The sequence below is a fragment of the Cypionkella sp. PAMC25878 genome, assembly GCF_058135695.1.
The window spans coordinates 3,250,411-3,273,751 of sequence record NZ_CM176871.1 but is presented as its reverse complement, the minus strand read 5'-3'; the positions used below and the strand labels follow the sequence as shown (position 1 = coordinate 3,273,751).

The following is a 23,341-nucleotide window of genomic DNA, read 5'->3' as shown; positions in this document are numbered from 1 at the left end:
AATTGGAGCGGGTGAAGGGAATCGAACCCTCGTATTCAGCTTGGGAAGCTGCTGCTCTGCCATTGAGCTACACCCGCGTTGCGCCTTGAGGTATGCCAGCCGCGCGTCGCCGTCAAGACGGTTTGGCGCGGCGGGGGGGTGGTTTATGGCACGTTGATCTCGGTACGCTCACCGGGTTTCACGCTGGCGGGGGTTTCGGTCTCGATGCCGTCTTTGGTGGTGACGATGGTGTAATCGCCGCCGGGCAGGGTGGTTTGGTCTTCGGCGTTGTAGTTGTGGAACACCGATTTGCGGTTGCCATTGATGTCTTTCTTGGCGGAGAAAATCTGCACTTCCGTTGCTCCGGGGGCGGTGTAGGCCAGAACGCCAGCCTCTAGGATCACTGCGACATCAGTCCGCGCGCCCGCTTTGATGCTGAACGGTACTTCGGCAGAGGCCGCACCCAGTTCGACATAGGCAATGTAATCCCCCGGCGAGAGTTTGGTTTGGTTGCCGGTGCCGTAGGAGGTGGTCAGATTCTCACGGCTGCCGTCGATGCTTTTCTTCGCGGATCTGATGCTGACCTGATGCGCGTTGCCTTCGATCAACATGCCCTCGACGTAGTAGCCCTCAAGCGCGGCGAGGCCGACTTGGATGATTTCATCCTTTTCCAGCAGCTGGCCGGGGGTGAGGGTCAGGGTTTCAGTTTGGCTGGCAAGTCCCAAACCTGCGGTCAGTGTGACCTCACCTGCGGGCAGATAGACGCGGGTGTCACCGTAATAGGTGGTGTTGACGCCGGATGTGGTGGTGAATTTCAAGCTGGCGTCGGGTTCAATCTCCCCACCTTCGGTGCCTTTCGGGTGCAGGATGACGCGGGCGGCGTTGACCACGACTTCTGGCGCGCTGAGGGTATCGGCGGTGAAGGTGATGTCGCTGGTCGTCTGCGCCGAATCGAGGGTGGTGATCAGGCGGTAAGTGTCGGGCTCGATATAGCCTTTGAAATCATTGTATTCGGTGGTGACGCGGTCGCCGGTGGTGCCATCGGGATTGATTGCATAAAGCTCCCAATTCACTTGCGAATTGTCATCGGGTTTCGGGATGCCGGGGGCCAGTAGTGCTTTGGGGGCGAAGTTGATTTCCAACTGCGTGGGCTTGGTGGGTTCGGGGGCTGGAACGGGTTCGGGCGCAGGCGCTGGTTCTGGCGCGGAGATCACAGTGGCTTGTAGCGCGACTGTCAGGCTATCCAGATCATCGGCGGTGATATATTGGCCGCCTGTGTCTTCGGCGAGGCAGGCGACTTGCTTGCCTTCGTCCTTGGTCAAACCGAAGCCCACCACATGCGCAGTGAAATCAACGCCAGAGGATTCAAGCTCTTGCGCCAAGGCACAAGGGTCGCCTTCGCAGGTCTCAATGCCATCGGTGATCAGCACCACGGTGGCTTTTTCCTCGGTGGAATGCAGTTCAGCGGCGGCGCGGCGCACGGCTTCGGTCAGCGGGGTTTTGCCGAGGAATTGCATCTTGGCGGCGGCATCGGAAATCGCTTGTGCTGTGCCTTTGGCGGGGGCGACGATGGTTTCAATGTCGTCGCAAGAGCCTTTGTCGCGGTGACCATAGGCGATCAGGCCGAGTTCGGTATCGGCGGGAATGGTTTTCAGCACTTCGGCCAAAGCCTCACGCGCGATTTCAAGTTTGGGTTTGCCGTCGATCTGGCCCCACATCGAGCCTGAGCCATCCAGAACGATGATGGTGCGGCCATCGGCTGCCGCGAGGGCGGGCAGGCATAGTAAAAACAACGCAATAGCGCGCAGAATGGCAAAAAGTCGCATCACAGAATCCTTGGAAATGACACAGCGGAATGGCGTCAGACTAGCCAAGCTTGCGGCAAACGCAAAGGGTCTTGCAGAACATGCTGCAAGACCCTTCCACTGGCCGGTCTAAGTGGGGACTTTGGACAGGCCGACCGGTGTTGCACCTGAAACGGCGGGTGTGCTGGGAGCTACCCGCCGTTTGTGGGTTGTTTACATCTTCGGCAGCATCACCGTGTCGATGACATGGATCACGCCGTTCGACTGCTTCACGTCAGCCTGAGTGATGGTGGCGACGTTGCCCATCTCATCCGTCAGTTTGATCATGTCGCCTTCGTAGGTGGCTTGCAGCACGCAGCCGCCCAAGGTCGGGACCGGATGGGTGCCTTTGTCATCGGCGATCATGCCTTTCAAGGCATCCGACATCACTTCTTTGCCGACAACGTGGCAGGTCAGGATTTTGACCAGTGTGTCCTTGTTCTCGGGCTTGAGCAGGGTCTCAACGGTGCCTGCGGGCAGTTTCGCGAAGGCGTCATTGGTGGGCGCGAACACGGTGAACGGGCCAGCGCCCGACAGGGTTTCAGCCAGACCAGCGGCGGTCACGGCTGCGACGAGGGTGGTGTGGTCTTTCGAGTTCACCGCGTTCTCAACAATGTTTTTCTCGGGGAACATCTCGGCACCACCGACCATCGGATTTTCGGCCAGCGCCATGCCGGACGAGAGCGCCAGAAACGCGGTTGCCATTGCGGCTTTGACCATATTGGAAGCGTTCATCGTGTTACCTCTTGTTGGTTTTAGGGCAAGACCGTCTTGCCTCATGCCGAAGTAACGAAAGGGGCGGCTGAGAAGTTTCAGCCGCCCGGATTTATTTTTGATTATTTTTGCAGAAGATAAGTTTTTATCTGAAACGCTTGGCTTTTCAGATGTTCTTTAGTGGCCCTGCCGCAAGGATCGGCCCGGTCGGTTTGCCATCCGGCCCGCCACCTTTGGGTTCCAGCGTGATCGCCAGCACATAACCTGCGGCAGCTTTGGGGGCGGGGATCGTCACCGACGCTTCGGACAGCACGCCGAGTGAGACCGGAGCCTTGTCGCCTTCGATAATCCACAGCTCGTAATCCTTGCCCGCTTCGGCATCGGTGCCAGCGGTGCGGGTCAAGGTCAGTTGATCACCCGTAATGGCGGCTGCGTAGCGCAGCGGAGAGGCTTCGGCGGAAAGCTCGGCGGTCATGGTCGGCGCAGGAGGCGCGGGCGGGGGCAGCATGACAAAGGCAGCGACGGCAATCGCGCCTGCGGTCAAAGCGCCCGCAACCCAACCAAACCAGCGGCGGGATTTAGGCGCTTGCGGGAACAGCCGCGCCTCAATTTGCGGCAGCAGGTTGGGAGCTTCGGCCTCGGCGTAGTCTTCGTTCAGATCGGACAGGCGGTTTTGCCAGTCATTGACCAAGGCGGCAAAGCCTGCGTCAAGGCGCAGCCGCGCCTCGGCAGCGCTGCGTTCGGCCAGATCGAGGCTGCCCAGCACATATTCGGCGGCCAGAGCCTCATCTTCGGGCAGATCAAGGGGAGTGCTGGTCATTGCTCCATGCACTCCTTCAGTTTCAGCAGGCTGCGCCGCAGCCAAGTGCGCATGGTGTTCAAGGGCACGTTGAACTGGGCGGCGAGGTCGAGATAGGAGGTGCCGGTCAGATAGGCACCACGCAGGGCGGCGGCTTTGTCGGCCTCCAGCGTCTCAAAGCATTGGTTGATGCGTTTGGCTTCGCCCGCCGCGATCAGCCGGGTTTCGGCGCGGGGGGTGGTGTCGATCACCGCGTTCATCGCATCTTCATCATCGGATTGGATTTCACGCCGCGACCGCAGCCGGTCAATCGCATGGTTGCGGGCCAAGGCGATCAGCCAGGTCATGCCACGGCCTTTATCGGCGTCATACCGATTTGCCCGCAGCCATACCCGTGTGAACACCTCTTGCAACGCATCCTCCGCTTCTGCCCGGTTTCCCAAGATACGCAAGAGTACGCCCATAAGTTTCGCGGAAGCATCGGAATAGATCGCGCGGAACGCCGCACGGTCTTGTGCGGCGATCTTTCCCAGCAAGTCAGCAATCGGATCATCCATAACCGAGTAACTTAGTGGCACCTGTGCCGAGGTCAACCCCGCCTGCGCCGCCCGCCTGCACCGCCCGAGCCGGAGGTGTTGAAACTGACATGCGGCAGGGTGACGATTTTCGACAGCTCTGGGAAGGTATCGACGGCGTTCGGGATGGCAGAGGCGTTGACGAAGTGTTCCTGAAAGCGCGGCTCGATGGCGGTTTCGACCTTGTGGATTTGATGCACGGTGGCTTCGATGTAATCACGGGCTGCAACATTGCACAAAGCGATGCGCGCGCCGGTGCCTGCGGCGTTGCCTGCCGAGATCACCTTATCCAACGGCACATCCGGGATCATGCCCAAAACCATCGCGTGTTTCGGGCTGATATGCGCGCCAAACGCGCCTGCAAGCACGACCTTTTCCACGGTTTCAATGCCCATCTCATCCATCAACAGCTTGGCCCCGGCGTAAAGTGCCGCCTTGGCGAGTTGGATGGCGCGGATATCGCCTTGGGTGACAGTGATCATCGGGCCGCCCGTGGCAGTGCCATCGTGCAGCACATAGGAATGGGTGCGGCCTTCGGGAATACAGCGCGGCGTTCCGGTTTGATCGGCTCCACCGACAAGGCCGCCCTGATCGACAAGGCCCGCCATGCGCATCTCAGCCACCGCCTCGATGATACCCGAGCCGCAGATGCCGGTGATGCCGGTGCCAGCGGTTGCAGCGGCAAAGCCCGCATCAGTTGACCACAGATCAGAGCCGATCACACGGAAGCGCGGTTCCTTGGTGATCGGGTCGATTTCCACCCGCTCAATCGCACCGGGGGCGGCGCGTTGACCGCTTGAGATTTGCGCGCCCTCAAAGGCGGGGCCGGTGGGCGAGGAACAGGCCAGCACGCGGGTTTCATTGCCGAGCAAAAGTTCGGCATTGGTGCCGACGTCGACGATCAACACCATGTCTTTCGACTTGTTGGGTTCTTCCGACAAAGCCACCGCCGCGCAATCGGCACCGACATGGCCAGCGATGCAGGGCAGGATATAGACGCGGGCGGCGGGGTTGACAGCCTTAATGTCGAGATCAGCCGCATCCAGCACCAAGCTGCCAGATGTTGCCAGCGCGAACGGCGCTTGACCCAATTCGACCGGATCAATCCCCAGCAACAAATGGTGCATCACCGGGTTGCAGACAAACACAAGTTCGTAAATCGAAGCGGGATCAATCTTTGCCGAGGTCGAGACCGACTGCACAAGACCATTCAGCGCGGTGCGCACGGCGGCCGTCATTTCGACGTCGCCACCGGGGTTCATCATCGCGTAGGACACCCGGCTCATCAGATCTTCGCCAAAGCGGATCTGTGGGTTCATCACGCCGGACGAGGCCAGAACCGAGCCGTCGCGCAAGTCGCAAAGGTGGCCGGCGATGGTGGTCGATCCAATATCAACGGCAAGGCCGTACAGCGCTCCCTCATGAAAGCCCGGCCAGATATCAAGGATGCGGTGGCGGGCGTCGTGATTGCCCTTGTGCAGCGCCACGGTGACTTTCCATGCGCCCTTGCGCAAAGCCGGTTGCAAACGGCGCAGAATCGGCAGTTCAGCCGCCACTTCACCGACGCCCCATTGCTCTTGCAGCGCGGTGACAAGGCGTTCGAAATCGCCGGAGGGTTCGTGCATGTCGGGCTCGGCAACTTCGACGTAAAGCGCACGGGTGGCCGGGTCCATCACGATATCGCGCTGCGAGGCCGACTTGCGGATCACCTGTTTATGCACCTGAGATTCCGGCGGCACGTCGATGACGACGTCGCCCATCACGCAAGCCTGACAGCCCAGACGACGGCCCTCCATCATGCCACGCTTGGATTTATAACGCTCTTCAACGCTATTCCATTCGGTCAAAGCATCCGCCTCAACCGTGACGCCATGTTTGGAAAATTCACCATAGCCCGGCGTGATCTGGCATTTCGAACAAATCCCGCGCCCGCCGCAGACGCTGTCCAGATCGACGCCCAACTGCCGGGCTGCGGTTAGCACTGGCGTTCCATGCGCAAACCGCCCGCGCTTGCCCGAGGGGGTGAAGATGACGAGTGCGTCTTCGATGGTGACTTGTGCGGCTTCGGTCATGGCATCCTCACTTCAGGCGAACGTATAGGCGATATCGGGGAAGGCATCGGCGGCGAACGTATAGAACCAGCGCACCGGTTGGTCGGCGGCCAGCACTCCATGCACGGCATCGCCGGGAATGAAAAGAGCCACGCCGGGTTTGAGGCGGTGGGCGGTGCCGTTGATCTGCACATCGACCTCGCCTTCAAGGCCGAAATAGAGCTCTGGCTGCGGGTGAGAGTGCAGGGCGAAAGTGTCACCCTTGGCCATGATGGCGATGCCAGCGACGATGGATGTGCTGTTGGTGACATCGCCAGAGATCAGGGTTTTCCAAGCAATTTTGCCACGCGCCGGATCAGCCCATGTCTCGATAGGGCAGTCGGCTTGATCGACCAGAACCGGGGCAGACATGCGAACCTCATGCTTTCATTTTAGCAACTCTACGCGGCGGCGGGGCGGTCACATGCCTGTTCGCGGCATTACAGCGCCGGTCCGCGCCGTCTGGCGCTAGCGGGTGGCGCAATAGCTGTCGGGCATCACTGTGGCGATAAGCTGTTGCAAAGCGGCGGGCAGGGTGGTTCCCTGCGCCTGATAGCGGCCCGAGGCGAGGCTGCCATCGACATTCGCCCGCCAGTCCACTGTCAGATAGGGCGGTTGCAGGCGCGGTAGTGTCAACGGGTTGGCAGAGGGGATTTCACCGGTCAGAAAGCCCGCAACCCCGTGCAACAGCGCCTGATCCTCGTCTTCGTTGGCCCACCAATGATAGCTGCGCAGATTTTGGAACCCGAGCCCCTTGGTGGCTATGGTGTTGATCTGACGATCTTCCAGACGTATCGCGCAGTAGATCACTGCATCTGGGTTGGGATTGGGCACAAACTGCACAATGATGCTCTGCGCCGGGGCGGGCGTTGCAAGGGCGAGCGCTATGATCGCTGCCCCGGAGTGCATGGCTAATCGGTTCTGAACTGTTTGGCCAACTTCAACCCCTGTCCTTGGTAGTTCGAGGCGATCTCTCGACCATACAGCGACTCGGGGCGCTCGGCCATCTTTTCATAGACGAGGCGGCCGACGATCTGGCTATGTTCCAGCACAAAGGGAGCTTCGTGGCAGCGCACTTCCAGCACACCGCGCGAGCCCGCACCACCCGCCTCGGCATAGCCGAAACCGGGGTCAAAGAAGCCTGCGTAATGCACGCGGAATTCGCCGACCATGGCAAGGAAAGGGGCCATTTCGGCGGCATAATCCGGTGGTATGGTGACGGCTTCGCGGCTGACCAGAATATAGAACGCGCCGGGGTCGAGGATGATGCGGCCGTTTTGGGAGTGGATTTCCTCCCAAAACTCCGCGGCTTGGTAATGGCCGATCTTGTCGAGATCAACGACGCCGGTATGCGGTTTGGCGCGGTAGCCGACGAGATCGCCTTTGGATGGCTTGAGATCAACCGAGAAGCCGAGGCCTTCGGAGATCAGGGCTTCACCCGACACAAGCGGTTCTTGGGCGTTCAGCGCGGTCAACTCGGCGTCCGACAGCACGGCTTGGCCTTGGCGGAAGCGGATCTGGTTTAGGCGTTGGCCGGCGCGCACCAGCACTGAGAACGACTTCGGGCAGACCTCGGCATAAAGCGGGCCGTGATAACCTTCGGCGATGCGATCAAATTCGGTGCCGCCGTCGGTGATAAGGCGGGTCAGCAGATCAAGCCTGCCGGTGGAGGATTTGGCATTGGCGACGGCGGTGATGCCTTGGGGCAGGGCAAGGCTTTCCATCAAGGGCACGACATAGACGCAGCCTTTTTCCAGCACCGCCCCTTGGGTGAGGTCTATGCGGTGCATCTCAAATTCTGCAATGCGGTCAGAGGCTTTGCGGCCTTTGCCGATCAGGAACGAGGCGCGGACACGGTAGGCGACGTTACCAAGACGCAGATCAAGGCTGGCGGGCTGGATTTGCTCGGGGATGATCGCCGGGCTGGCGGTGATCGCGCCGCTGGCGATCAGGCCGCGCAGGGCTTGGGCAGGTAGCACGCCGGGTTGGCTCATCACTTTATCCTCTAAACGAAAACGCCCGCGCTGCTGGTTGGCAGGCGGGCGTTTTTCGATTTGGTCGGGCCAGAGAGATTCGAACTCTCGACCTTCCGCCCCCCAGACGGACGCGCTAACCAGGCTGCGCTATGGCCCGACACGCGGTCTTCATACTGATATTCCGGGCAGGAGCAAGCAGGAAAGCGCAAGGCGATCAATGCTATGTTGCGGGGTAGCGTGGGGCGGCCCGCAAACGCGCGCGCAGCGAAATCAAACGCGCGCGCAAGACATGCAGATCGGTCTGGCGATCTTGCAGGGCGTGCGGGGGCAGGACGCGCAGGCGCTGGATCAATGGGGCGTCAGCAGGCCAGAGCGGTGGCTTGGCTTGGCTGGGTGATTCTGCCGCGACGTCAATGGTTTCCACGGCGATACTCGTGGTCACCAGCGTCACAACTTCGGCGCTTTCAGGCTCGACCTCAAGCAATTCAACCTCTGCCGCATCGCTCGCATCGCCGACCAGATCGGCGAAGTTGAAGCTGGGCTCGGGTTCTGATTTCGGCTCACTGCGGCGCAGGGCGGTTTCCAGCGCTACGATGGTGGCGGTCTTGGCCTTTTCAGGCGGCAGATCGACTTCGTTGCGTGCGCCAAAATTCGACGCCAACGCCGCTTCCAAAGCCGCTTCTGCATCCATGTCGATATCGTCCGGTACAGGCTGGCCGGACAAACCAGCCACATGCCGCACGCCCTGTTCGCGCAGGATTTTCTGCACGCCGCGGATGGTCAGACCTTCGTCGTGCAACAGCCGTTTGATCCCGGTCAGCAAAGCCACATCGGCGGGGCGGTAATAGCGCCGCCCGCCCGCCCGTTTCACCGGGCGAATTTGTGGGAAACGGCTTTCCCAGAACCGCAGCACATGCGCTGGGGTTTCAAGGTCATCTGCCACCTCGGAAATGGTGCGGAAGGCGTCTGGCGACTTTTCCACCCGCTGCAATCCTTACTTCTTGCCAGCCGCCACGCGGTCTTTCATCAGATGCGAGGGGCGGAAGGTCAAAACGCGACGTGGCGAGATCGGAACCTCATCGCCGGTTTTCGGGTTGCGACCGACGCGGGCGGTCTTGTCGCGCACGGAAAACGTGCCGAAGGACGAGATTTTCACCGTCTCACCGGACGCCAGCGAATCCGACATGTGTTGCAGCACTGCTTCGACCAGTTCGGACGATTCGTTGCGGCTGAGGCCCACTTCGTGGAACACCGCTTCGGACAGATCCATACGCGTTAGGGTCTTCTCGCTCATCATATCCCCCCAGGGTTATTTTGGGATACGATGCGTTGTCTGGAATTGCGAGTCAATAACAGTGACTTGGCAGACGTTCTTAAAAGCGCATTTCAGCAGATTACCAGCGCAGAACCACCGAGCCCCAAGCCAAACCACCACCGATCGCCTCTGTAACCAGCAGATCACCCGTCTTGATCTGGCCGCGCGCCTTGCCAACCGACAGGGCGAGGGGAATCGATGCGGCCGAAGTGTTGCCGTGATCCTGCACCGTGACCACGACATGATCCATCGGCACCTGCATGCGTTTGGCGGTGGCTTCGATGATGCGGATGTTGGCCTGATGCGGCACAATCCAATCGACATCACCACCCGTCATGCCGATTTTATCCAGCGCGGTGTGGGCGGTTTCGGCCAGCTTTTCGACGGCGTGACGGAAGACTTCCTTACCCTCCATCCGCAGATGACCCGTCGTGCCGGTCGAGCTGCCACCATCAACATACAGCAGCTTGCCATAGCGGCCATCGGAGTTCAGATCGGTGGCGAGGATGCCACGGTCGGTATTCTCACCCGTGCCGGTCGCGGCTTCCAGCACCAATGCCCCCGCGCCATCGCCGAACAGCACGCAGGTGGAGCGGTCTTTCCAATCCATCAGGCGGCTGAAGATCTCGGCCCCGATCACCAGCACGCGTTTGGCTTGCCCGGTCAGGATCAGCGCATTGGCATTGGTCAAAGCAAACACAAAGCCCGCGCAGACGGCTTGCACATCAAAGGCAAAGCCGCGGGTCATGCCAATATTGGCTTGGATCGTCGTCGCACAGGACGGAAAGGTGAAATCAGCGGTCGAAGTGGCGACGATAATCGCGTCAATATCCGTGGCTTGCAGGCCTGCATCGGCCAGTGCAGCCAAAGCCGCCCGGGTGCCCAGATCGGCTGTGGTCTGGCCTTCGGCGGCATAGTGACGGCGCTCAATGCCCGAGCGGGTTCTGATCCATTCGTCGGTGGTTTCCACCAAGGCTTCAAGGTCTGCGTTCGGCACGATCCGGTCGGGCAGGTAATGCCCAACGCCTTTTACAACGGCGCGTATTGTCATTTGTTGGATTTTGCCTCCGCCCCATCTGCGCCGATCTCGGCGACGGCATCCTGCCCCGCCCGCCCAGTGGATGCAACCCGTGCCGCAAGCCGTTCCAGAAAGCCCGCACTGGAGAGCTGATAGGCCAGCGCAATGGCAGCGGCGACGCCGGTTTCGTCGGCAGAGCCATGCGATTTGATCACGGTGCCGTTCAGCCCCAGAAAAATCCCGCCATTGACCCGGCGCGGGTCCATCCGGCGCTGCAGGCGTTTCAGCGAATTCAGCGCCAGAAGGGCCGCGAATTTCGACAGTATGCCCGCGTTGAACGCCTCTTTCATAAAGTCGGAAATCAGCTTGGCAGTACCTTCAGCGGTTTTCAGTGCGATATTGCCTGTGAAACCGTCGGTGACAATCACATCCACCCGATCAGACGGCAGATCGCCGCCTTCGACAAAGCCGATATAGTCATAGCCACCTGCCTCAGCAGCCACAGCCAACTGATCGTTGGCCTCTTTCAACTCGGCGCGGCCTTTGTGTTCTTCGGTGCCCACATTCAAAAGCCCGACACGCGGGCGGGTCAGTTTCATGCCATTGCGGGCGTAAGACGCGCCCATCGCGGCATATTGCAGCAAATCGGCGGCCTCGGCTTTGATATCTGCGCCAACATCCAGCATCACATTAAAGCCGCCGGGATTGCGCGACGGCCACATGCAGGCGATGGCCGGGCGGTTGACGCCGGGCAGCTTGCGCAGGCGGATCATTGACACCGCCATCAGCGCCCCGGTGTTGCCACAGCTGACAGCCACCGTCGCCTCGCCATCCTTCACCGCATCAATGCACGACCACATCGAGGTGCCTTGACCGCTGCGCATCACTTGGCTTGGCTTATCGCTCATCGACACCACGCGCGGGGCGTGGCGCAGAGTGACCCGAGACGCCAATTCTGGATGCTTTGCCAGCAGAGGCGAGACTATCGCAGAATCACCGTGCAGCAGAAAGCTGGCGTCTGGCAGCTGCGCGGCAGACAGCACGAGACCGGCGACAACTGCCCCCGGTCCGCGATCTGATCCCATCGCATCAACAGAAATGACGATGCCACTTGCACCAAGCTTAGACGGAGTTTCTGATCCGGTTTCCACGAGGCGCAAGCAGGGCTAAGGGCGGCTTACGCCGCGTCCTCGTCTACTTCCACTGCTTTGGTGGCGACAACTTCGCGCGCATCGTAATGACCGCAAGACGGGCAAACGTGGTGCGGGCGCTTCAATTCGCCGCAGTTGGTGCAATCTTGCGGGTTGCCTGCAACCAATGCGTCATGCGAGCGACGCATGTTGCGCTTGGAGCTGGTGGTGCGGTTCTGCGGGACAGCCATGTCACGACCTCGGATAGTGGGGGACAGGCCCCGGATTTTAGTTTGATTTCAGAGCCTTATTACACATAGAACGTCTGCGCAACAAAGCTCTCAATGAGGCGCGGAACATAGTCAGATTCCCGCCACGCGCAACCCCCTTTCTGCAAGGGGCTGCGGATCGAGCTAAACCACCGATTAAGTCTCTGGCTCCTCAGGTTTTTTCAGCTTATCCGCCAATGCCGCCAATCCGGCAAAAGGTTTCAGGTCGGCGGACCGCAAAGGCTCTACTCCGGGGGCAGCAAAAGCGGCCTCGGCAAATTCAGCGCCGCGCGCACGGGGGTAGAGCGGCAGGGCGAGCGCCAAAGCCTCTATCGCGACGGCGGCGATGTCGATGATTTCCGGCAAAGCCTCAGTATCATCCTCAGGGATTTCCAGCTCATCCGCATCGGGCTGAGCATAGTCATAGGCATAACGCCGCTCGGTCACATCGGCCAAACGGCTGCGCACCGGGGCGAGGGTGACCGAACAGGGCTGAATCACCAATGCGGCAAGATCAGCCCGCAGCATCACATCGGCGCGGCCCAACGGGGTCAATTCGCCCTTAAAGCTGAATTCCGGCAAATCAATCAGATCCAGCGCTGCGGCGATCTGGCGGCGTGCGGCTTCATCCGGCGCGAAGCTGAACCGCAGGGCCTTGCGCCCCGACACCAAAGCAGAGCGGTAGGGTTGGCTGGGCAAGCCCGGATTGGAAGCAGTTGCATCGGTCATCGAGATTTCCCCTATCCTGATCTTTCCCGGCCTATCCCACCCAGTCCTGCGGGTTATTCCGGTGTTTTCGGTCGCATCCGCGTTCCATTCTTGAACAGAGCCGCGTCCTTCTGTAAGCCAAAAGCAACGGGCCTTGGCAACCGTTGCCTTTTCCCTGCGATACTGGCCCGAACAGGCTGGCGCAAGAGCGGCTGGGGCATAGGTGCGGGCAAGACCACGAGGATGAGGGCAGGAATGGCGCAGCTTTTCGGTAAATCGGCTCGGATCGCCTCTGGCGGCCCAATTCGCGCTTGGGTGATCGGCCTGACTATGGTGCTGATCGCCGCCTGCGCCCCTATCACCCGGGACCACGGCTATATTCCGACCGACGAAGAGCTGGCGCTGATCACCGTGGCGAAAGACACCCGCGAATCTGTGGCGACCAAGATCGGACGGCCTTCGGCCTCGGGCCTGCTGAACGATGTCGGCTGGTATTATGTCGAAAGCCGCTTTGTGACCAAGGGCGCCTTTATGCCGAAGGAGGTCAATCGCGAGGTGGTGGCGATCAGCTTCACCGAAGCCGGTGTGGTGGAGAATATTGAGCGTTTCGGGCTTGAGAAAGGCCAGATCGTGCCGCTGTCACGCCGTGTCACCAAAGATAACGTCAAAGCCGCTGGGATTCTGCAGCAGCTGTTCGGCAACGTTGGTGGCCTGAGCGCGGATCAGTTGCTGAAATAAGCCAAGCGTCTTGGGGCTTAGTTCGCCCCCGACGCAATGCGGGCTTTCAGATCGTTCAGATCAACATGCCGCAGATACTGCGGGATATTGATCCAGACGGCGTGAAAGCCAAAGCCGCCCTGTTGCAATTCCTCCAAAGCCTCGGCGCGGCTCCAGCCCTGATATAGCATCCGCCACAGGGCGATGATCATGCCAGTGCGGTCCGCGCCATGCGTGCAATGCAGCAAAACCGGGCCGGTGCTTTGGGCATCGCGCAGCGCCCGCAAGGCCAGCACGATCTTAGCGCCATTCTCATCAGTGACATGGCGGGTGGTGATCTTGATATGGATCAGCGCAAGGCCCGTCCCTTGGGCAAGTGGCGAATCATCCACTGTGCGGCGCAGGTTGATCACGGTTTTGACGCCGATCTTGGCAAGGTTGCGGAAACCCTCCGCGCTTGGCTGGGCGCTGCGATACATCAGGGGCGTGACGCGATAGAGATTGGGCGCTCCGGCCAGATCAACGGGCTCTGCCCAATCCCGCGCCGTGGTTTTGCCCCAGACCCGCGTTGGCAGCGCCAAAGCCATCAGGCCAAGCGCGCCGCGTCGTGTCAGGTTTTGCACCGGCATAGCTGTCTCCTTGGTGGACTGGATGCGATCAGGCTTGCGTCCGGCTTGGCTGCTGCGCAAGGGTAGAACGGTCAGATCGCTTCTCCAACCCCGGTTACGCTCCGCATGTTTGCATTGACCATAGGCCGCTACACCGCCCGTCTCGCCGAAACCAGCGCAGATGTGGCGGCAGCCCAAGCCCTACGCCACCGCAGCTTTCTCGCCCGGCGTGGCATTGCACAGGCGCTTGGCCGCGATGCCGATGCGTTTGACGCGCTGTGCCAGCATGTCTTGGTTGAGGAGCGTACCAGTGGTCTGCTGGTCTGCTGCTATCGGTTGATGTCTTTCGGTGCCGATCAATCGCTTGCCACCAGCTATGCCGCACAGGTCTATGGCCTAAGCCGCCTTGAGGACTTTGCCGGCGCCAAGCTGGAATTGGGCCGCTTCTGCCTTGATCCCGATTGGCATGACCCCGACATTCTGCGGCTGGCTTGGGGCGCGATGGCGCAGATCGTCGATGCGGGGCAGGTCAGCCTGCTGTTTGGTTGTTCCTCGTTTGAGGGCGCAGATTGGCCCCCCCATGCCAAAGCTTTGGCCCTGCTGCGCGGCCATCTTGCGCCAAACACTTGGATGCCTGTGCAAAAAGCCCCCGAAGTATTCGGTTTTGCCGAGGCGTTGTGCGATCTGCCCTTCGATCTGCGCGATGCCCTGCAAAGTCTGCCGCCCTTGCTGCGCACCTATCTGGCGATGGGTGGTTGGGTCAGCGATCATGCTGTGATCGACCTAACACTCGACACCCTGCATGTGTTCACCGCCGTTGAGATAGCGAAAATTCCGCCCGCCCGCGCGCGTGCTTTGCGCGCAATTGCTGAATAGGCCTGCGGGTGCTTTGCTCGCAATTTCTGAATAGCTCTGCGCGCGCTTTACGTGCCATCGCCGATTGACGCCGCCCAAAAGGTGCCCTAGCAGGCGGGCATGGCACGCGCACCCCTTCTCCAGCTTTCTGGCATCTCGCTGACTTTCGGCGGCAATCCTGTTTTTGACGAGCTTGATCTTGTCGTCCAACCCGGTGATCGGGTGGCGCTGGTCGGCCGCAACGGCTCTGGCAAATCCACCTTGATGAAGGTGATGGCGGGGCTTGTGGAACCCGACCGTGGTATCCGTGTGGTGCCGCCCGGCGTGCATGTCGGCTATATGGAGCAAGACCCGGATCTGTCGGGGTTTGAAACGTTGGGCGATTACGCGGCCTCGATGCTACCCGAGGGCGAAGAGTATAAAGTGGCGATGGTCGCCGAGGGGCTGAAATTTAACCCCGAAACCCTCGTCTCCATCGCATCGGGCGGTGAGCGTCGCCGGGCCGCCTTGGCCAAGCTGATGGCCGAAGCGCCGGAACTGATGCTGCTGGACGAGCCGACCAACCATCTCGACATCCAAGCCATTGAATGGCTTGAAGAAGAACTCAAAGGCACCCGCACCGCCTTCGTTTTGATTTCACACGACCGCGCTTTCTTGCGCGCCCTGACGCGGGCAACGCTGTGGATTGATCGCGGCCAGATCAAGCGCCGTGAGGCCGGCTTTGACGGTTTTGAAGAATGGCGCGAAACCGTCTGGGCCGAAGAAGACGATGCCCGCCACAAGCTGGATCGTAAGATCAAAGCCGAGGCGAAATGGGCGGTTGAAGGCATCTCGGCCCGGCGCAAACGCAACCAAGGCCGGGTGCGCGCATTGGCGGCCTTGCGCGATGAACGCAGCAGCCAAATCCGTCGCCAAGGCACCGCACAGTTGGAACTCGATTCCGGCACACAATCTGGCAAGCGGGTGATCGAGGCGAAGGGGATTTCCAAAATCTTCGGCGACAAGGTCATCGTGAATGGCTTCGATCTGCGGGTACAGCGCGGCGACCGTGTGGCGTTTGTCGGCCCGAATGGCGTCGGAAAAACCACACTGCTCAAGATGTTGACGGGCGAACTTCAACCCGATTCCGGCACCGTGCAGCTTGGCACCAATCTGGAAATCGCCGTGTTCGACCAAGCCCGCGCGCGTCTCGACCCCAACGCGACCCTGTGGGACAGCCTGACCAATGATCCCTTGATGGCTGTCTCGGGTAGTTCCGATCAAGTGATGGTGCGCGGCAACCCGAAGCATGTTGTGGCCTATCTGAAAGACTTCCTGTTCGACGAGGCGCAAGCCCGTGCCCCCGTCCGCTCGCTGTCGGGTGGCGAAAAGGCGCGGCTGTTGCTAGCCAAACTGATGGCGCTGCCGTCGAACCTGTTGATCATGGACGAACCGACCAACGATCTCGACGTTGAAACCCTTGATTTGCTTCAGGATATTCTTGGCGATTACGACGGCACCGTGCTTTTGGTAAGCCACGACCGCGATTTCATCGACCGCATCGCGACGTCTACCGTGGCGCTGGAAGGCCGGGGCCGGGCCTCGGTCTATCCGGGTGGTTGGACCGATTACCAGAACCAACGGGTGGTGTCCGGTGGTACACTGACGGCGGATAACTCTGCCAAATCAGGTGGTTTCGGCGCACAAGTGAAGTCAGATGCGAAGAAGACCGAGGGCCTGACCTTCACCGAACGCAAACGTCTGGAGGCTTTGCCCGCGCTGATCGAAAAGCTAGAAGCCGAGATTGGCAAAGTCTCAGATCTGCTGTCTGATCCGCTGATCTTCACCAAAGAGCCGGTGAAATTCCGCAAAGCCGGGGAAGCTTTGTCCGAACGCCAAGCGCAACTCTCCGCCGCCGAGGCTGAATGGCTGGCTTTGGCCGAGCGCGCCTAAAAACAATCAGCGGCGGCGACGGGGTACATCAAAAACGCCCGATCATCGCCGCTGCTGCCTGACAGGGTGAGAAAATCCTGCGCGCCTTCAAAGCTCATCCCTGTGGGATCGACCTTTAGCAGCAATTCCCCGTCCTCGCGCAGCGCCAAGCTGAACGCGCCCGCGTCGCCTTCCATCCCACAAGACAGCCCGACAGAATCAGCTTCGCAATAGGCGCTGCCGATGTAACCGTCAGATGTATCGCGCAATTTCACCGAAATATCGACGACCAGTGATGCGCTCACCTCTTGCCCCTCGGCAGGTGTCAATGCGATATCCGTGATCTGTTGCTGCGGATGTTTTGCCAGATGCGCCGCATCATAGTGGCGCTGAAAGCACGCAGCCTCGGGCGGAAACATCGCAGTCACGCCAGTTTGCCCCAGCAGCGGGCAGGGTAAAAGCACAAGCATAGCAATAAGTTTACCCATCTTCCTCACCTAAATATTAAAACGCCTACCATCGCCCGGACGCGCCACCCCCGGAAGACCCGCCGCCGCCAAATCCCCCAGACGAGCCTGACGAGGATTCGGATATGCGCGAGATGGTATAGATTGCTTGTTCTGAATAGGCGCAATAGCTGCAATGCGTGGTCTGCGTGCCGCTGCCAGACCTTGTCGTATCAGCTGCAACATTGACCGCGCGGCTGCGGGACAGCCCCTTGCGACCGCATTTCGGGCAGGCCCGAAACCGCGTGGTCGCATCGCCAATTTGCCGTCGCAGCGCCACAGCCCCAAATAGCCCAACAAATTAAACATAGGGCAGTGTGCCCAGTAGGCCGGAATAGTCACGCTCAATCGGCGGCGGATTGTGGATGGCAAACGGCCGCGCCAGACGGTCGATCACCGCTTGCGCCCCAGCCTCAATTCCGTCGGCATAGTGATTGTCGCGAAAGGCGGGCAGCATGTCACGGTCGATCACCCTCTGCGCCAAGCCGTCATAGACCGCATCAAATCCCGTCCCGAGCGCGATCCGCATCTCACGATCGCCCTTGGCGACCAGGATCAGAATGCCATCATTGCGCTTCTTGTCGCCAATCCCCCAAGCATTAAACAGATTTTTTGCATAGGTTTCAATACTTTGCCCAGATCCTCCATAACTTGCCTTGTGCTCCATCGTGACGACACTGATATGCACGCCAGTCGCATCGCGGGCCTTTTGCAGCGTAGCATTCAGCCGGGTTTCCTCATCAGGACCGAGCACGCCTGCAAAATCCGAGACAGTATCGGAGAGTGGCTGCGGCAAACCCTGCGCCATTGCTGCAAGGGGCAAAAACACCAGCAACAGTAGGGTCCGAATTAGTCTTCGAATCATTCACTGTCCGATCAATTCCGCAACAATGCGCGGGATCATCATGACATCCTCGCGCGTGCAGTCAAACTGACCGACCTGCACCCGGATCACGTAGCGGCCCTCATGCCGGGTCTGGGTTAGATAAATCCGGCCATCATCATTGATGCGGTTCAGCAGGTTTTCGGTTTTGATATCATCGGGCAGTGCGAAAGTATAAAGTGACAGAATAGGTTGCGTGATAATCCTCACGTTAGGAATAGCTGCTAAAGCCAGAGCCGACTCCTGCGCCCATGCCACATGATTGCGAATCCGCGCCCGCAATCCGTCCAATCCATAAGCCCGCAACGTGAACCACAGCTTCAACGCCCGAAATCGCCGCCCCAAAGGCACAGTCCATTCGTTGAAATTCACGATCTCTTCGCGTCCAGCGGTCTCCAAATAGGCCGGGCGCAGGCCCAAGGTTTTCACCTGAGCCGTCGGATCACGCAGAAACTGGATGGCACAATCAAACTGCGCCCCCAGCCATTTATGCGGATTAAACACAATGGAATCAGCATCTTCCACTCCTTTCCACAGATCGCGAAACTCGGGGCAGATCATCGCCGACCCCGCCCAAGCCGCATCAACATGCACAGGCAACCCATGCGCCTTGGCCACCGCGATACACTCCGCAATCCTGTCAAACGCCCCAATCGAGGTGCCACCAGCACATAAAACCACCCCAGCAGACAGCATCCCTGCCGCCTGATCCGCCACAATCGCCGCCCGCAGTGCCTCGGGTTGCATCGAGAAACTGGTATCGGTGGCGATCTTCGCCAGATTGTCTTGCCCAATCCCCGCCACCCGAATGGCTTTATCCACCGAGGAATGCGTCTGCGCCGAAGCATAGAATCGCAACGGCGCATGACCGCTCATCCCCTTGATATTGCCATGAAATTCCGTCGCCTGCTCACGCATCGTCAAGATCGCTGACAAGGTCGCCGTCGTCGCCGAATCGTGGATCGTGCCGACAAACCCCTCGGGCAATCCCAGCGCCTGCCGCAGCCAGCCGACCATCACCTGCTCAATCTCGGTCGCGGCGGGCGAGGTCTGCCACAGCATGCCCTGACAGGCCATCGCATTGGCCAACTGCTCGGCCAGCATCGACGCGGGGGAGGCATTGGCCGGAAAATAGGCGAAAAACCGCGGGTGCTGCCAATGCGTCATGCCCTGCGGCACAATCCGTTCAAAATCGGCAAAAATCTGCTCCATCGGTTCCGCGGCATCCGGGGCCACGCGCGGCAGTTGCGCCGCAATCGCCCCCGGCGTCAGATCCGCCCGCACCGAACGATCCCGCAGGCCCCGATGATAGTCCGTCACCCAATCGGCGGCGCGCTTTGACCAATGGTTCAGATCGTCATGGTTCATCTTGGCCTCCCGGTTTTCACAATCTTAACCTGTGAACTAAGCAACACAACCAAAACCCCCTTGGCGGCGGGCAAATTCAACGTTATCACATCGGCATGAACACGATGGGCATCATCATTTGCTGCATTACCTGCTGACTTCAAGTCACGCGGGCCATCACCTCATTCCCTCAACCGGATCAAGCTGATAGACCCGCCGCAGGCAAATGCGAGCGCTAGGGACGAGGGTTGCGATGATCAAACTGCACAACACCAAGACGCGGGCGAAGGAAATCTTCACCCCGATTGATGCCAAAAACGTGCGGATGTACGTCTGCGGCCCCACGGTCTATGACCGCGCCCACCTCGGCAATGGCCGCCCGGTGGTGGTGTTTGACGTGCTGTATCGGTTGCTGCGGCACGTTTATGGCGCGGATCACGTCACCTATGTGCGCAATTTCACCGATGTTGATGACAAGATCAACGCCACCGCTTTGGCGCGCCAACAGGCGGGCGACCATCGGCCTCTGGAGGCGCTGATCCGCGAGCGCACCGAGGAAACCATCCAGTGGTATCACGACGATATGGACGCTTTGGGCGCACTGCGGCCCAATTTTGAGCCGCGTGCGACCGAATATATCGGGCCAATGGTGGCAATGATCTCTGATTTGATCGCCAAGGGCCACGCCTATGCCATTGAAGGCCATGTGTTATTCCGTGTACGTTCGTACAAGAACTACGGCGCTCTCTCAGGCCGCTCGGTCGATGACATGATCGCCGGCGCGCGGGTTGAGGTCGCGCCCTATAAAGAAGACCCGATGGATTTCGTGTTGTGGAAGCCATCCTCGGGCGACGAGCCGGGCTGGGACAGCCCTTGGGGCCGGGGCCGTCCGGGTTGGCATATCGAATGTTCCGCGATGAGCTACGAATTGCTAGGGGCGTCGTTCGACATCCACGGCGGCGGGTTGGACCTGCAATTCCCCCACCACGAAAACGAAATCGCCCAAAGCTGCTGCGCCCATCCCGAGGCGAGTTTCGCCAAGGTCTGGATGCACAATGAGATGTTGCAGGTCGAGGGCAAGAAGATGTCCAAGAGCTTGGGCAATTTCTTTACGGTCAGGGATTTGCTGGATCAGGGCTATCCGGGCGAGGTGATCCGCATGGTGTATTTGGGGACGCATTACGGCAAGCCAATGGACTGGACCATGGAAAAGGCAATCGAGGCGGAAGTTAAACTCTTCGGCTATATAGAGATGATTGCGCGGTACGGCGACTTGGATGTGGCCAAGCTACTTGAACCGAAAATCGAAGTAGTTGACGCGCTGAGTGATGATCTGAATACGCACGAAGCGTTGCGTATTCTTGGAACATTAAATGGTTCATCCGATGCTAACGACCTCGGCCGAAATATCGAATTTCTGGGAATTTTGAATTGGGAGCAACTTGCATCAAAAACGCTGCAGTATCGGCGGGCGCTCGAAATTCTTGCGCCCCTGGCAATCCAAATTCAGAAACTACGAGAAAAAGCAAAGGTCAGTAAAAATTTCGTCCACGTAGATGCCTTAAGAAAAGCGATAAGTGAGGCAAATGTTTCAGTGATGATGAGCAAGGAAGAAGTCGTTCTTCGTCCAGAAATGGATTTCGACGTGTCTAAGTTGGAAGTCCTCAAATGACCCGGGAACGCCTCTACCTGTTCGACACCACCCTGCGCGACGGCCAGCAGACTCAGGGCGTGCAGTTCTCCACCGCTGAAAAACGCCAGATTGCCACGGCGCTCGATGCGTTAGGGGTGGATTATATTGAGGGTGGTTGGCCGGGCGCGAACCCGACCGACTCAGAGTTTTTCGCCAATGCGCCGAAAACCCGCGCCACGATGACGGCGTTTGGGATGACCAAGCGGGTCGGGCGCTCGGCGGAGAATGACGATGTGCTGGCGGCGGTGCTGGATGCGGGCACGCCTGCGGTCTGTCTGGTCGGCAAGACCCATGAATTTCACGTCACCACCGCCCTTGGTGTTTCCCTTGAGGAAAACCGCGAGGCGATTGCGGCCTCGTTCAAACACGTCACCGCCAAGGGACGTGAGGCGCTGTTTGACGCCGAGCATTTCTTCGACGGCTACCGCGCCAACCCGGATTACGCGCTGTCTTGCCTGCGCGCGGCCTTGGATGCAGGCGCGCGTTGGATCGTCCTCTGCGATACCAACGGCGGCACTTTGCCCTCGGAAGTCGGCCGCGTGGTGGCCGAAGTGATTGCCGCTGGCATCCCCGGTGATCGCCTCGGCATCCATTGCCACGACGATACCGGCAACGCCGTGGCCAATTCTTTGGCGGCAGTCGAGGCGGGCGCGCGGCAGATACAAGGTACGCTGAACGGTTTGGGAGAGCGGTGCGGCAATGCCAATCTGATCACCCTGATCCCAACCCTGCTGCTGAAAGAACCCTTTGCCCACCAGCTTGAATGTGGCGTCTCAACCGAGGCCTTGGCGGGACTTGTACGTTTGTCCCGCATGCTCGATGACATCCTGAACCGCGTGCCACACCGCGCCGCCCCTTATGTCGGTGCCAGCGCTTTCGCCCACAAGGCGGGTCTACATGCCAGCGCTATCCTAAAGAACCCAAGCACTTACGAACATATCCCGCCAGAGCTGGTCGGCAATGAGCGCATCATCCCGATGTCGAACCAAGCCGGGCAATCCAACCTGCGGGCGCGTCTGATCTCGGCGGGTATTGAGGTGGCTGCAGGTGATCCGCGTCTCGGGCGCATCCTAGAGATCATCAAGGAGCGCGAGGATCAGGGCTATGCCTACGATTCCGCGCAAGCCAGTTTCGAACTGGTGGCGCGCACCGAACTCGGCCTGCTGCCGCAGTTCTTCGAGGTCAAGCGCTACCGGGTGACGGTCGAGCGGCGCAAGAACAAATACGACCGCATGGTCAGCCTGTCCGAGGCCGTGGTGGTGGTGAAAATCGGCGATCAGAAGATGCTGTCGGTGTCGGAAAGCATGGATGAAACCGGCACCGATCGCGGTCCGGTGAATGCTTTGTCGAAAGCGCTCGCGAAGGATCTCGGCCCCTATCAGGGTGTGATTGACGATCTGCGCCTGGTCGATTTCAAGGTGCGGATCACCCAAGGCGGCACTGAGGCGGTCACGCGGGTGATTATTGACAGTGAAGACAGCCAAGGCCGGCGCTGGTCCACCGTGGGCGTCTCGGCGAACATAGTGGACGCCAGTTTTGAGGCGTTGTTGGATGCGATCAACTGGAAACTGATCCGCGATATTGGAGCCCCGGTGTGAGCTTGCAGGCCTGCGCCGATCTGGTGGACCGCGGCGATCCTGATCGGTTCGCGGCGGTGATGGTGGCTCCGGTCAGTTTGAGGGCGCGGCTGTGGCCGCTGTACGCGTTCAATCTGGAAATCGCCCGCGCGCCTTGGGTGACGAAAGAGCCGATGATCGCGGAAATGCGGCTGCAATGGTGGCGCGATGTGGTCGCCGAACCGGGCGCACGGGCACATGAGGTGGCGGGGCCGTTGCATGATCTGATCAGGGTGGCGGGGTTGGATGTCGCGGTCCTCGATAAGATGGCGGCGGCGCGGGTTTGGGACGTTTATTCGGAGCCGTTTGAGGATCAGGCGGCGTTTGATTTGTTTCTGGACGAGACATCAGGTGGGCTGATGTGGCTGGCGGCGCGGGCTTGTGGGGCGGGTGATCGGGCCGAGGAAGCTGTGCGGGCCTATGGCTGGGCTGCGGGGTTGGCGGCCTATTTGCGGGCGGTTCCGGTGTTGGAGGAACGCGGGCGGCGGCCCTTGGTGGATGGGCGGCCGGAGGCGGTGCGGGAACTGGCGGCGCGGGGGCTGGAGAAGATTTCGAAGGCGCGAGTGGGGCGGGGATTGGTTGGCAGAGCTGCCCCGGCTTTGCTTGCGGGGTGGCAGGCGGAGGCGCTTTTGAAGCAGGTTCTCGCCGATCCGATGGTGGTCGCGGAGGGTCGGATGGGGCTGTCGGAGTTTGGGCGACGTGGGCGCCTGTTGTGGCAGAGTTTTTCGGGGCGCTGGTGAGTGTCCACGCGTGGACAGAGTTGCATTCACAATGAATCAATGGCTTAG

24 protein-coding genes and 2 tRNA genes are annotated in these 23,341 nt (G+C 60.0%); 6 read left to right on the top strand and 20 right to left on the bottom strand.

Annotated elements, in window-relative coordinates:
* Positions 1–3: 3 nt before the first annotated feature.
* From ACS5RD_RS16090 to ACS5RD_RS16015, 16 genes are all read right to left on the bottom strand, one after another.
* Positions 4–77 (bottom strand) — tRNA-Gly (locus tag ACS5RD_RS16090).
* Between the two features lie 66 nt (positions 78–143).
* A complete protein-coding gene (locus tag ACS5RD_RS16085) occupies positions 144–1,805 on the bottom strand; it encodes a vWA domain-containing protein (RefSeq protein WP_489928234.1) in 1,662 nt (553 codons plus the stop codon).
* A 192-nt stretch (positions 1,806–1,997) separates the two neighbouring features.
* Positions 1,998–2,558: a fasciclin domain-containing protein gene (locus ACS5RD_RS16080; RefSeq protein WP_489928233.1), complete on the bottom strand. Its 561-nt coding sequence runs from the start codon at positions 2,556–2,558 to the stop codon at positions 1,998–2,000.
* Between the two features lie 145 nt (positions 2,559–2,703).
* Positions 2,704–3,357, bottom strand: coding sequence for an anti-sigma factor (locus tag ACS5RD_RS16075; RefSeq protein ID WP_489928232.1), 654 nt, complete (start codon positions 3,355–3,357; stop codon positions 2,704–2,706).
* Complete coding sequence (locus ACS5RD_RS16070; protein WP_489928231.1) at positions 3,354–3,893, bottom strand: sigma-70 family RNA polymerase sigma factor; 540 nt, start codon at positions 3,891–3,893, stop codon at positions 3,354–3,356. Before ACS5RD_RS16070 ends, ACS5RD_RS16075 begins: the two co-directional genes overlap by 4 nt.
* Positions 3,894–3,925: 32 nt before the next feature.
* Complete coding sequence (locus ACS5RD_RS16065) at positions 3,926–5,959, bottom strand: ASKHA domain-containing protein (RefSeq protein WP_054006175.1); 2,034 nt, start codon at positions 5,957–5,959, stop codon at positions 3,926–3,928.
* Positions 5,960–5,995: 36 nt separating this feature from the next.
* On the bottom strand, positions 5,996–6,373 hold the full coding sequence (locus tag ACS5RD_RS16060) for a cupin domain-containing protein (RefSeq protein WP_489928230.1): 378 nt from the start codon (positions 6,371–6,373) through the stop codon (positions 5,996–5,998).
* A gap of 96 nt (positions 6,374–6,469) precedes the next feature.
* Complete coding sequence (locus ACS5RD_RS16055; RefSeq protein WP_489928229.1) at positions 6,470–6,910, bottom strand: hypothetical protein; 441 nt, start codon at positions 6,908–6,910, stop codon at positions 6,470–6,472.
* A gap of 2 nt (positions 6,911–6,912) precedes the next feature.
* Entirely contained in the window at positions 6,913–7,995 is a 1,083-nt protein-coding gene (locus tag ACS5RD_RS16050) for a 2'-deoxycytidine 5'-triphosphate deaminase (RefSeq protein WP_489928228.1), read from the bottom strand.
* Between the two features lie 61 nt (positions 7,996–8,056).
* Positions 8,057–8,134, bottom strand: a tRNA-Pro gene (locus ACS5RD_RS16045).
* A gap of 63 nt (positions 8,135–8,197) precedes the next feature.
* Positions 8,198–8,959 (bottom strand): MerR family transcriptional regulator, encoded by a 762-nt coding sequence (locus tag ACS5RD_RS16040; protein ID WP_489928227.1) that lies wholly within the window; start codon positions 8,957–8,959, stop codon positions 8,198–8,200.
* Positions 8,960–8,971: 12 nt separating this feature from the next.
* The gene (gene ihfA, locus ACS5RD_RS16035) at positions 8,972–9,271 is read right to left on the bottom strand and encodes an integration host factor subunit alpha (protein ID WP_304924747.1); all 300 of its coding nucleotides are present in this window, start codon (positions 9,269–9,271) and stop codon (positions 8,972–8,974) included.
* A 100-nt stretch (positions 9,272–9,371) separates the two neighbouring features.
* Positions 9,372–10,343, bottom strand: coding sequence for a beta-ketoacyl-ACP synthase III (locus ACS5RD_RS16030; RefSeq protein WP_489928226.1), 972 nt, complete (start codon positions 10,341–10,343; stop codon positions 9,372–9,374).
* Complete coding sequence (gene plsX / locus ACS5RD_RS16025; protein WP_054006056.1) at positions 10,340–11,470, bottom strand: phosphate acyltransferase PlsX; 1,131 nt, start codon at positions 11,468–11,470, stop codon at positions 10,340–10,342. Before plsX ends, ACS5RD_RS16030 begins: the two co-directional genes overlap by 4 nt.
* 17 nt (positions 11,471–11,487) lie before the next feature.
* Positions 11,488–11,691, bottom strand: coding sequence for a 50S ribosomal protein L32 (rpmF, locus tag ACS5RD_RS16020; RefSeq protein WP_054006057.1), 204 nt, complete (start codon positions 11,689–11,691; stop codon positions 11,488–11,490).
* Between the two features lie 174 nt (positions 11,692–11,865).
* Entirely contained in the window at positions 11,866–12,438 is a 573-nt protein-coding gene (locus tag ACS5RD_RS16015) for a YceD family protein (RefSeq protein WP_489928225.1), read from the bottom strand.
* 234 nt (positions 12,439–12,672) lie between these two features.
* On the opposite strand from ACS5RD_RS16015, the gene ACS5RD_RS16010 reads away from it, so the two are divergent.
* Positions 12,673–13,155, top strand: coding sequence for an outer membrane protein assembly factor BamE (locus ACS5RD_RS16010; RefSeq protein ID WP_054006059.1), 483 nt, complete (start codon positions 12,673–12,675; stop codon positions 13,153–13,155).
* A 17-nt stretch (positions 13,156–13,172) separates the two neighbouring features.
* Here the strand turns inward: ACS5RD_RS16010 and ACS5RD_RS16005 are convergent, their stop codons facing one another.
* Positions 13,173–13,763, bottom strand: a complete 591-nt coding sequence (locus ACS5RD_RS16005) for a fused DSP-PTPase phosphatase/NAD kinase-like protein (protein ID WP_489928224.1) — start codon at positions 13,761–13,763, stop codon at positions 13,173–13,175.
* A gap of 105 nt (positions 13,764–13,868) precedes the next feature.
* Between ACS5RD_RS16005 and ACS5RD_RS16000 the strand changes: the two genes are divergently transcribed.
* Both ACS5RD_RS16000 and ACS5RD_RS15995 read left to right on the top strand, forming a co-directional pair.
* Positions 13,869–14,618, top strand: coding sequence for a GNAT family N-acetyltransferase (locus ACS5RD_RS16000; RefSeq protein WP_489928223.1), 750 nt, complete (start codon positions 13,869–13,871; stop codon positions 14,616–14,618).
* 99 nt (positions 14,619–14,717) lie between these two features.
* Positions 14,718–16,529, top strand: coding sequence for an ABC-F family ATP-binding cassette domain-containing protein (locus tag ACS5RD_RS15995; protein WP_489928222.1), 1,812 nt, complete (start codon positions 14,718–14,720; stop codon positions 16,527–16,529).
* Here the strand turns inward: ACS5RD_RS15995 and ACS5RD_RS15990 are convergent.
* From ACS5RD_RS15990 to ACS5RD_RS15980, 3 genes are all read right to left on the bottom strand, one after another.
* Positions 16,526–16,996, bottom strand: coding sequence for a hypothetical protein (locus ACS5RD_RS15990; protein WP_489928221.1), 471 nt, complete (start codon positions 16,994–16,996; stop codon positions 16,526–16,528). The genes ACS5RD_RS15995 and ACS5RD_RS15990 overlap by 4 nt on opposite strands.
* A gap of 319 nt (positions 16,997–17,315) precedes the next feature.
* Positions 17,316–17,879, bottom strand: a complete 564-nt coding sequence (locus ACS5RD_RS15985) for a TPM domain-containing protein (RefSeq protein ID WP_489928220.1) — start codon at positions 17,877–17,879, stop codon at positions 17,316–17,318.
* Entirely contained in the window at positions 17,880–19,265 is a 1,386-nt protein-coding gene (locus tag ACS5RD_RS15980; protein ID WP_489928219.1) for a pyridoxal phosphate-dependent decarboxylase family protein, read from the bottom strand. It lies immediately after the preceding gene.
* A gap of 232 nt (positions 19,266–19,497) precedes the next feature.
* Between ACS5RD_RS15980 and cysS the strand changes: the two genes are divergently transcribed.
* From cysS to ACS5RD_RS15965, 3 genes are read left to right on the top strand one after another with little or no spacing between them, the layout of a single operon-like run.
* The gene (gene cysS, locus ACS5RD_RS15975) at positions 19,498–20,916 is read left to right on the top strand and encodes a cysteine--tRNA ligase (RefSeq protein ID WP_489928218.1); all 1,419 of its coding nucleotides are present in this window, start codon (positions 19,498–19,500) and stop codon (positions 20,914–20,916) included.
* Positions 20,913–22,535: a citramalate synthase gene (gene cimA / locus ACS5RD_RS15970; protein ID WP_489928217.1), complete on the top strand. Its 1,623-nt coding sequence runs from the start codon at positions 20,913–20,915 to the stop codon at positions 22,533–22,535. The genes cysS and cimA overlap by 4 nt, the downstream gene beginning before the upstream one ends.
* Complete coding sequence (locus ACS5RD_RS15965; RefSeq protein WP_489928216.1) at positions 22,532–23,293, top strand: squalene/phytoene synthase family protein; 762 nt, start codon at positions 22,532–22,534, stop codon at positions 23,291–23,293. The genes cimA and ACS5RD_RS15965 overlap by 4 nt, the downstream gene beginning before the upstream one ends.
* Positions 23,294–23,341 lie beyond the last annotated feature (48 nt).

Coding starts and splice junctions, on each gene's coding strand:
- ACS5RD_RS16010 (WP_054006059.1), top strand. CDS start 12,673: ATGGCGCAGCTTTTCGGTAAATCGGCTCGGATCGCCTCTGGCGGCCCA.
- ACS5RD_RS16030 (WP_489928226.1), bottom strand. CDS start 10,343: ATGACAATACGCGCCGTTGTAAAAGGCGTTGGGCATTACCTGCCCGAC.
- ACS5RD_RS16080 (WP_489928233.1), bottom strand. CDS start 2,558: ATGAACGCTTCCAATATGGTCAAAGCCGCAATGGCAACCGCGTTTCTG.
- ACS5RD_RS16055 (WP_489928229.1), bottom strand. CDS start 6,910: ATGCACTCCGGGGCAGCGATCATAGCGCTCGCCCTTGCAACGCCCGCC.
- ACS5RD_RS15980 (WP_489928219.1), bottom strand. CDS start 19,265: ATGAACCATGACGATCTGAACCATTGGTCAAAGCGCGCCGCCGATTGG.
- ACS5RD_RS16085 (WP_489928234.1), bottom strand. CDS start 1,805: ATGCGACTTTTTGCCATTCTGCGCGCTATTGCGTTGTTTTTACTATGC.
- ACS5RD_RS16000 (WP_489928223.1), top strand. CDS start 13,869: ATGTTTGCATTGACCATAGGCCGCTACACCGCCCGTCTCGCCGAAACC.
- cimA (WP_489928217.1), top strand. CDS start 20,913: ATGACCCGGGAACGCCTCTACCTGTTCGACACCACCCTGCGCGACGGC.
- ACS5RD_RS16070 (WP_489928231.1), bottom strand. CDS start 3,893: ATGGATGATCCGATTGCTGACTTGCTGGGAAAGATCGCCGCACAAGAC.
- ihfA (WP_304924747.1), bottom strand. CDS start 9,271: ATGAGCGAGAAGACCCTAACGCGTATGGATCTGTCCGAAGCGGTGTTC.
- ACS5RD_RS16075 (WP_489928232.1), bottom strand. CDS start 3,357: ATGACCAGCACTCCCCTTGATCTGCCCGAAGATGAGGCTCTGGCCGCC.
- ACS5RD_RS16005 (WP_489928224.1), bottom strand. CDS start 13,763: ATGCCGGTGCAAAACCTGACACGACGCGGCGCGCTTGGCCTGATGGCT.
- ACS5RD_RS15995 (WP_489928222.1), top strand. CDS start 14,718: ATGGCACGCGCACCCCTTCTCCAGCTTTCTGGCATCTCGCTGACTTTC.
- ACS5RD_RS15985 (WP_489928220.1), bottom strand. CDS start 17,879: ATGATTCGAAGACTAATTCGGACCCTACTGTTGCTGGTGTTTTTGCCC.
- ACS5RD_RS15990 (WP_489928221.1), bottom strand. CDS start 16,996: ATGGGTAAACTTATTGCTATGCTTGTGCTTTTACCCTGCCCGCTGCTG.
- ACS5RD_RS16060 (WP_489928230.1), bottom strand. CDS start 6,373: ATGTCTGCCCCGGTTCTGGTCGATCAAGCCGACTGCCCTATCGAGACA.
- cysS (WP_489928218.1), top strand. CDS start 19,498: ATGATCAAACTGCACAACACCAAGACGCGGGCGAAGGAAATCTTCACC.
- rpmF (WP_054006057.1), bottom strand. CDS start 11,691: ATGGCTGTCCCGCAGAACCGCACCACCAGCTCCAAGCGCAACATGCGT.
- ACS5RD_RS16050 (WP_489928228.1), bottom strand. CDS start 7,995: ATGAGCCAACCCGGCGTGCTACCTGCCCAAGCCCTGCGCGGCCTGATC.
- ACS5RD_RS16015 (WP_489928225.1), bottom strand. CDS start 12,438: ATGACCGATGCAACTGCTTCCAATCCGGGCTTGCCCAGCCAACCCTAC.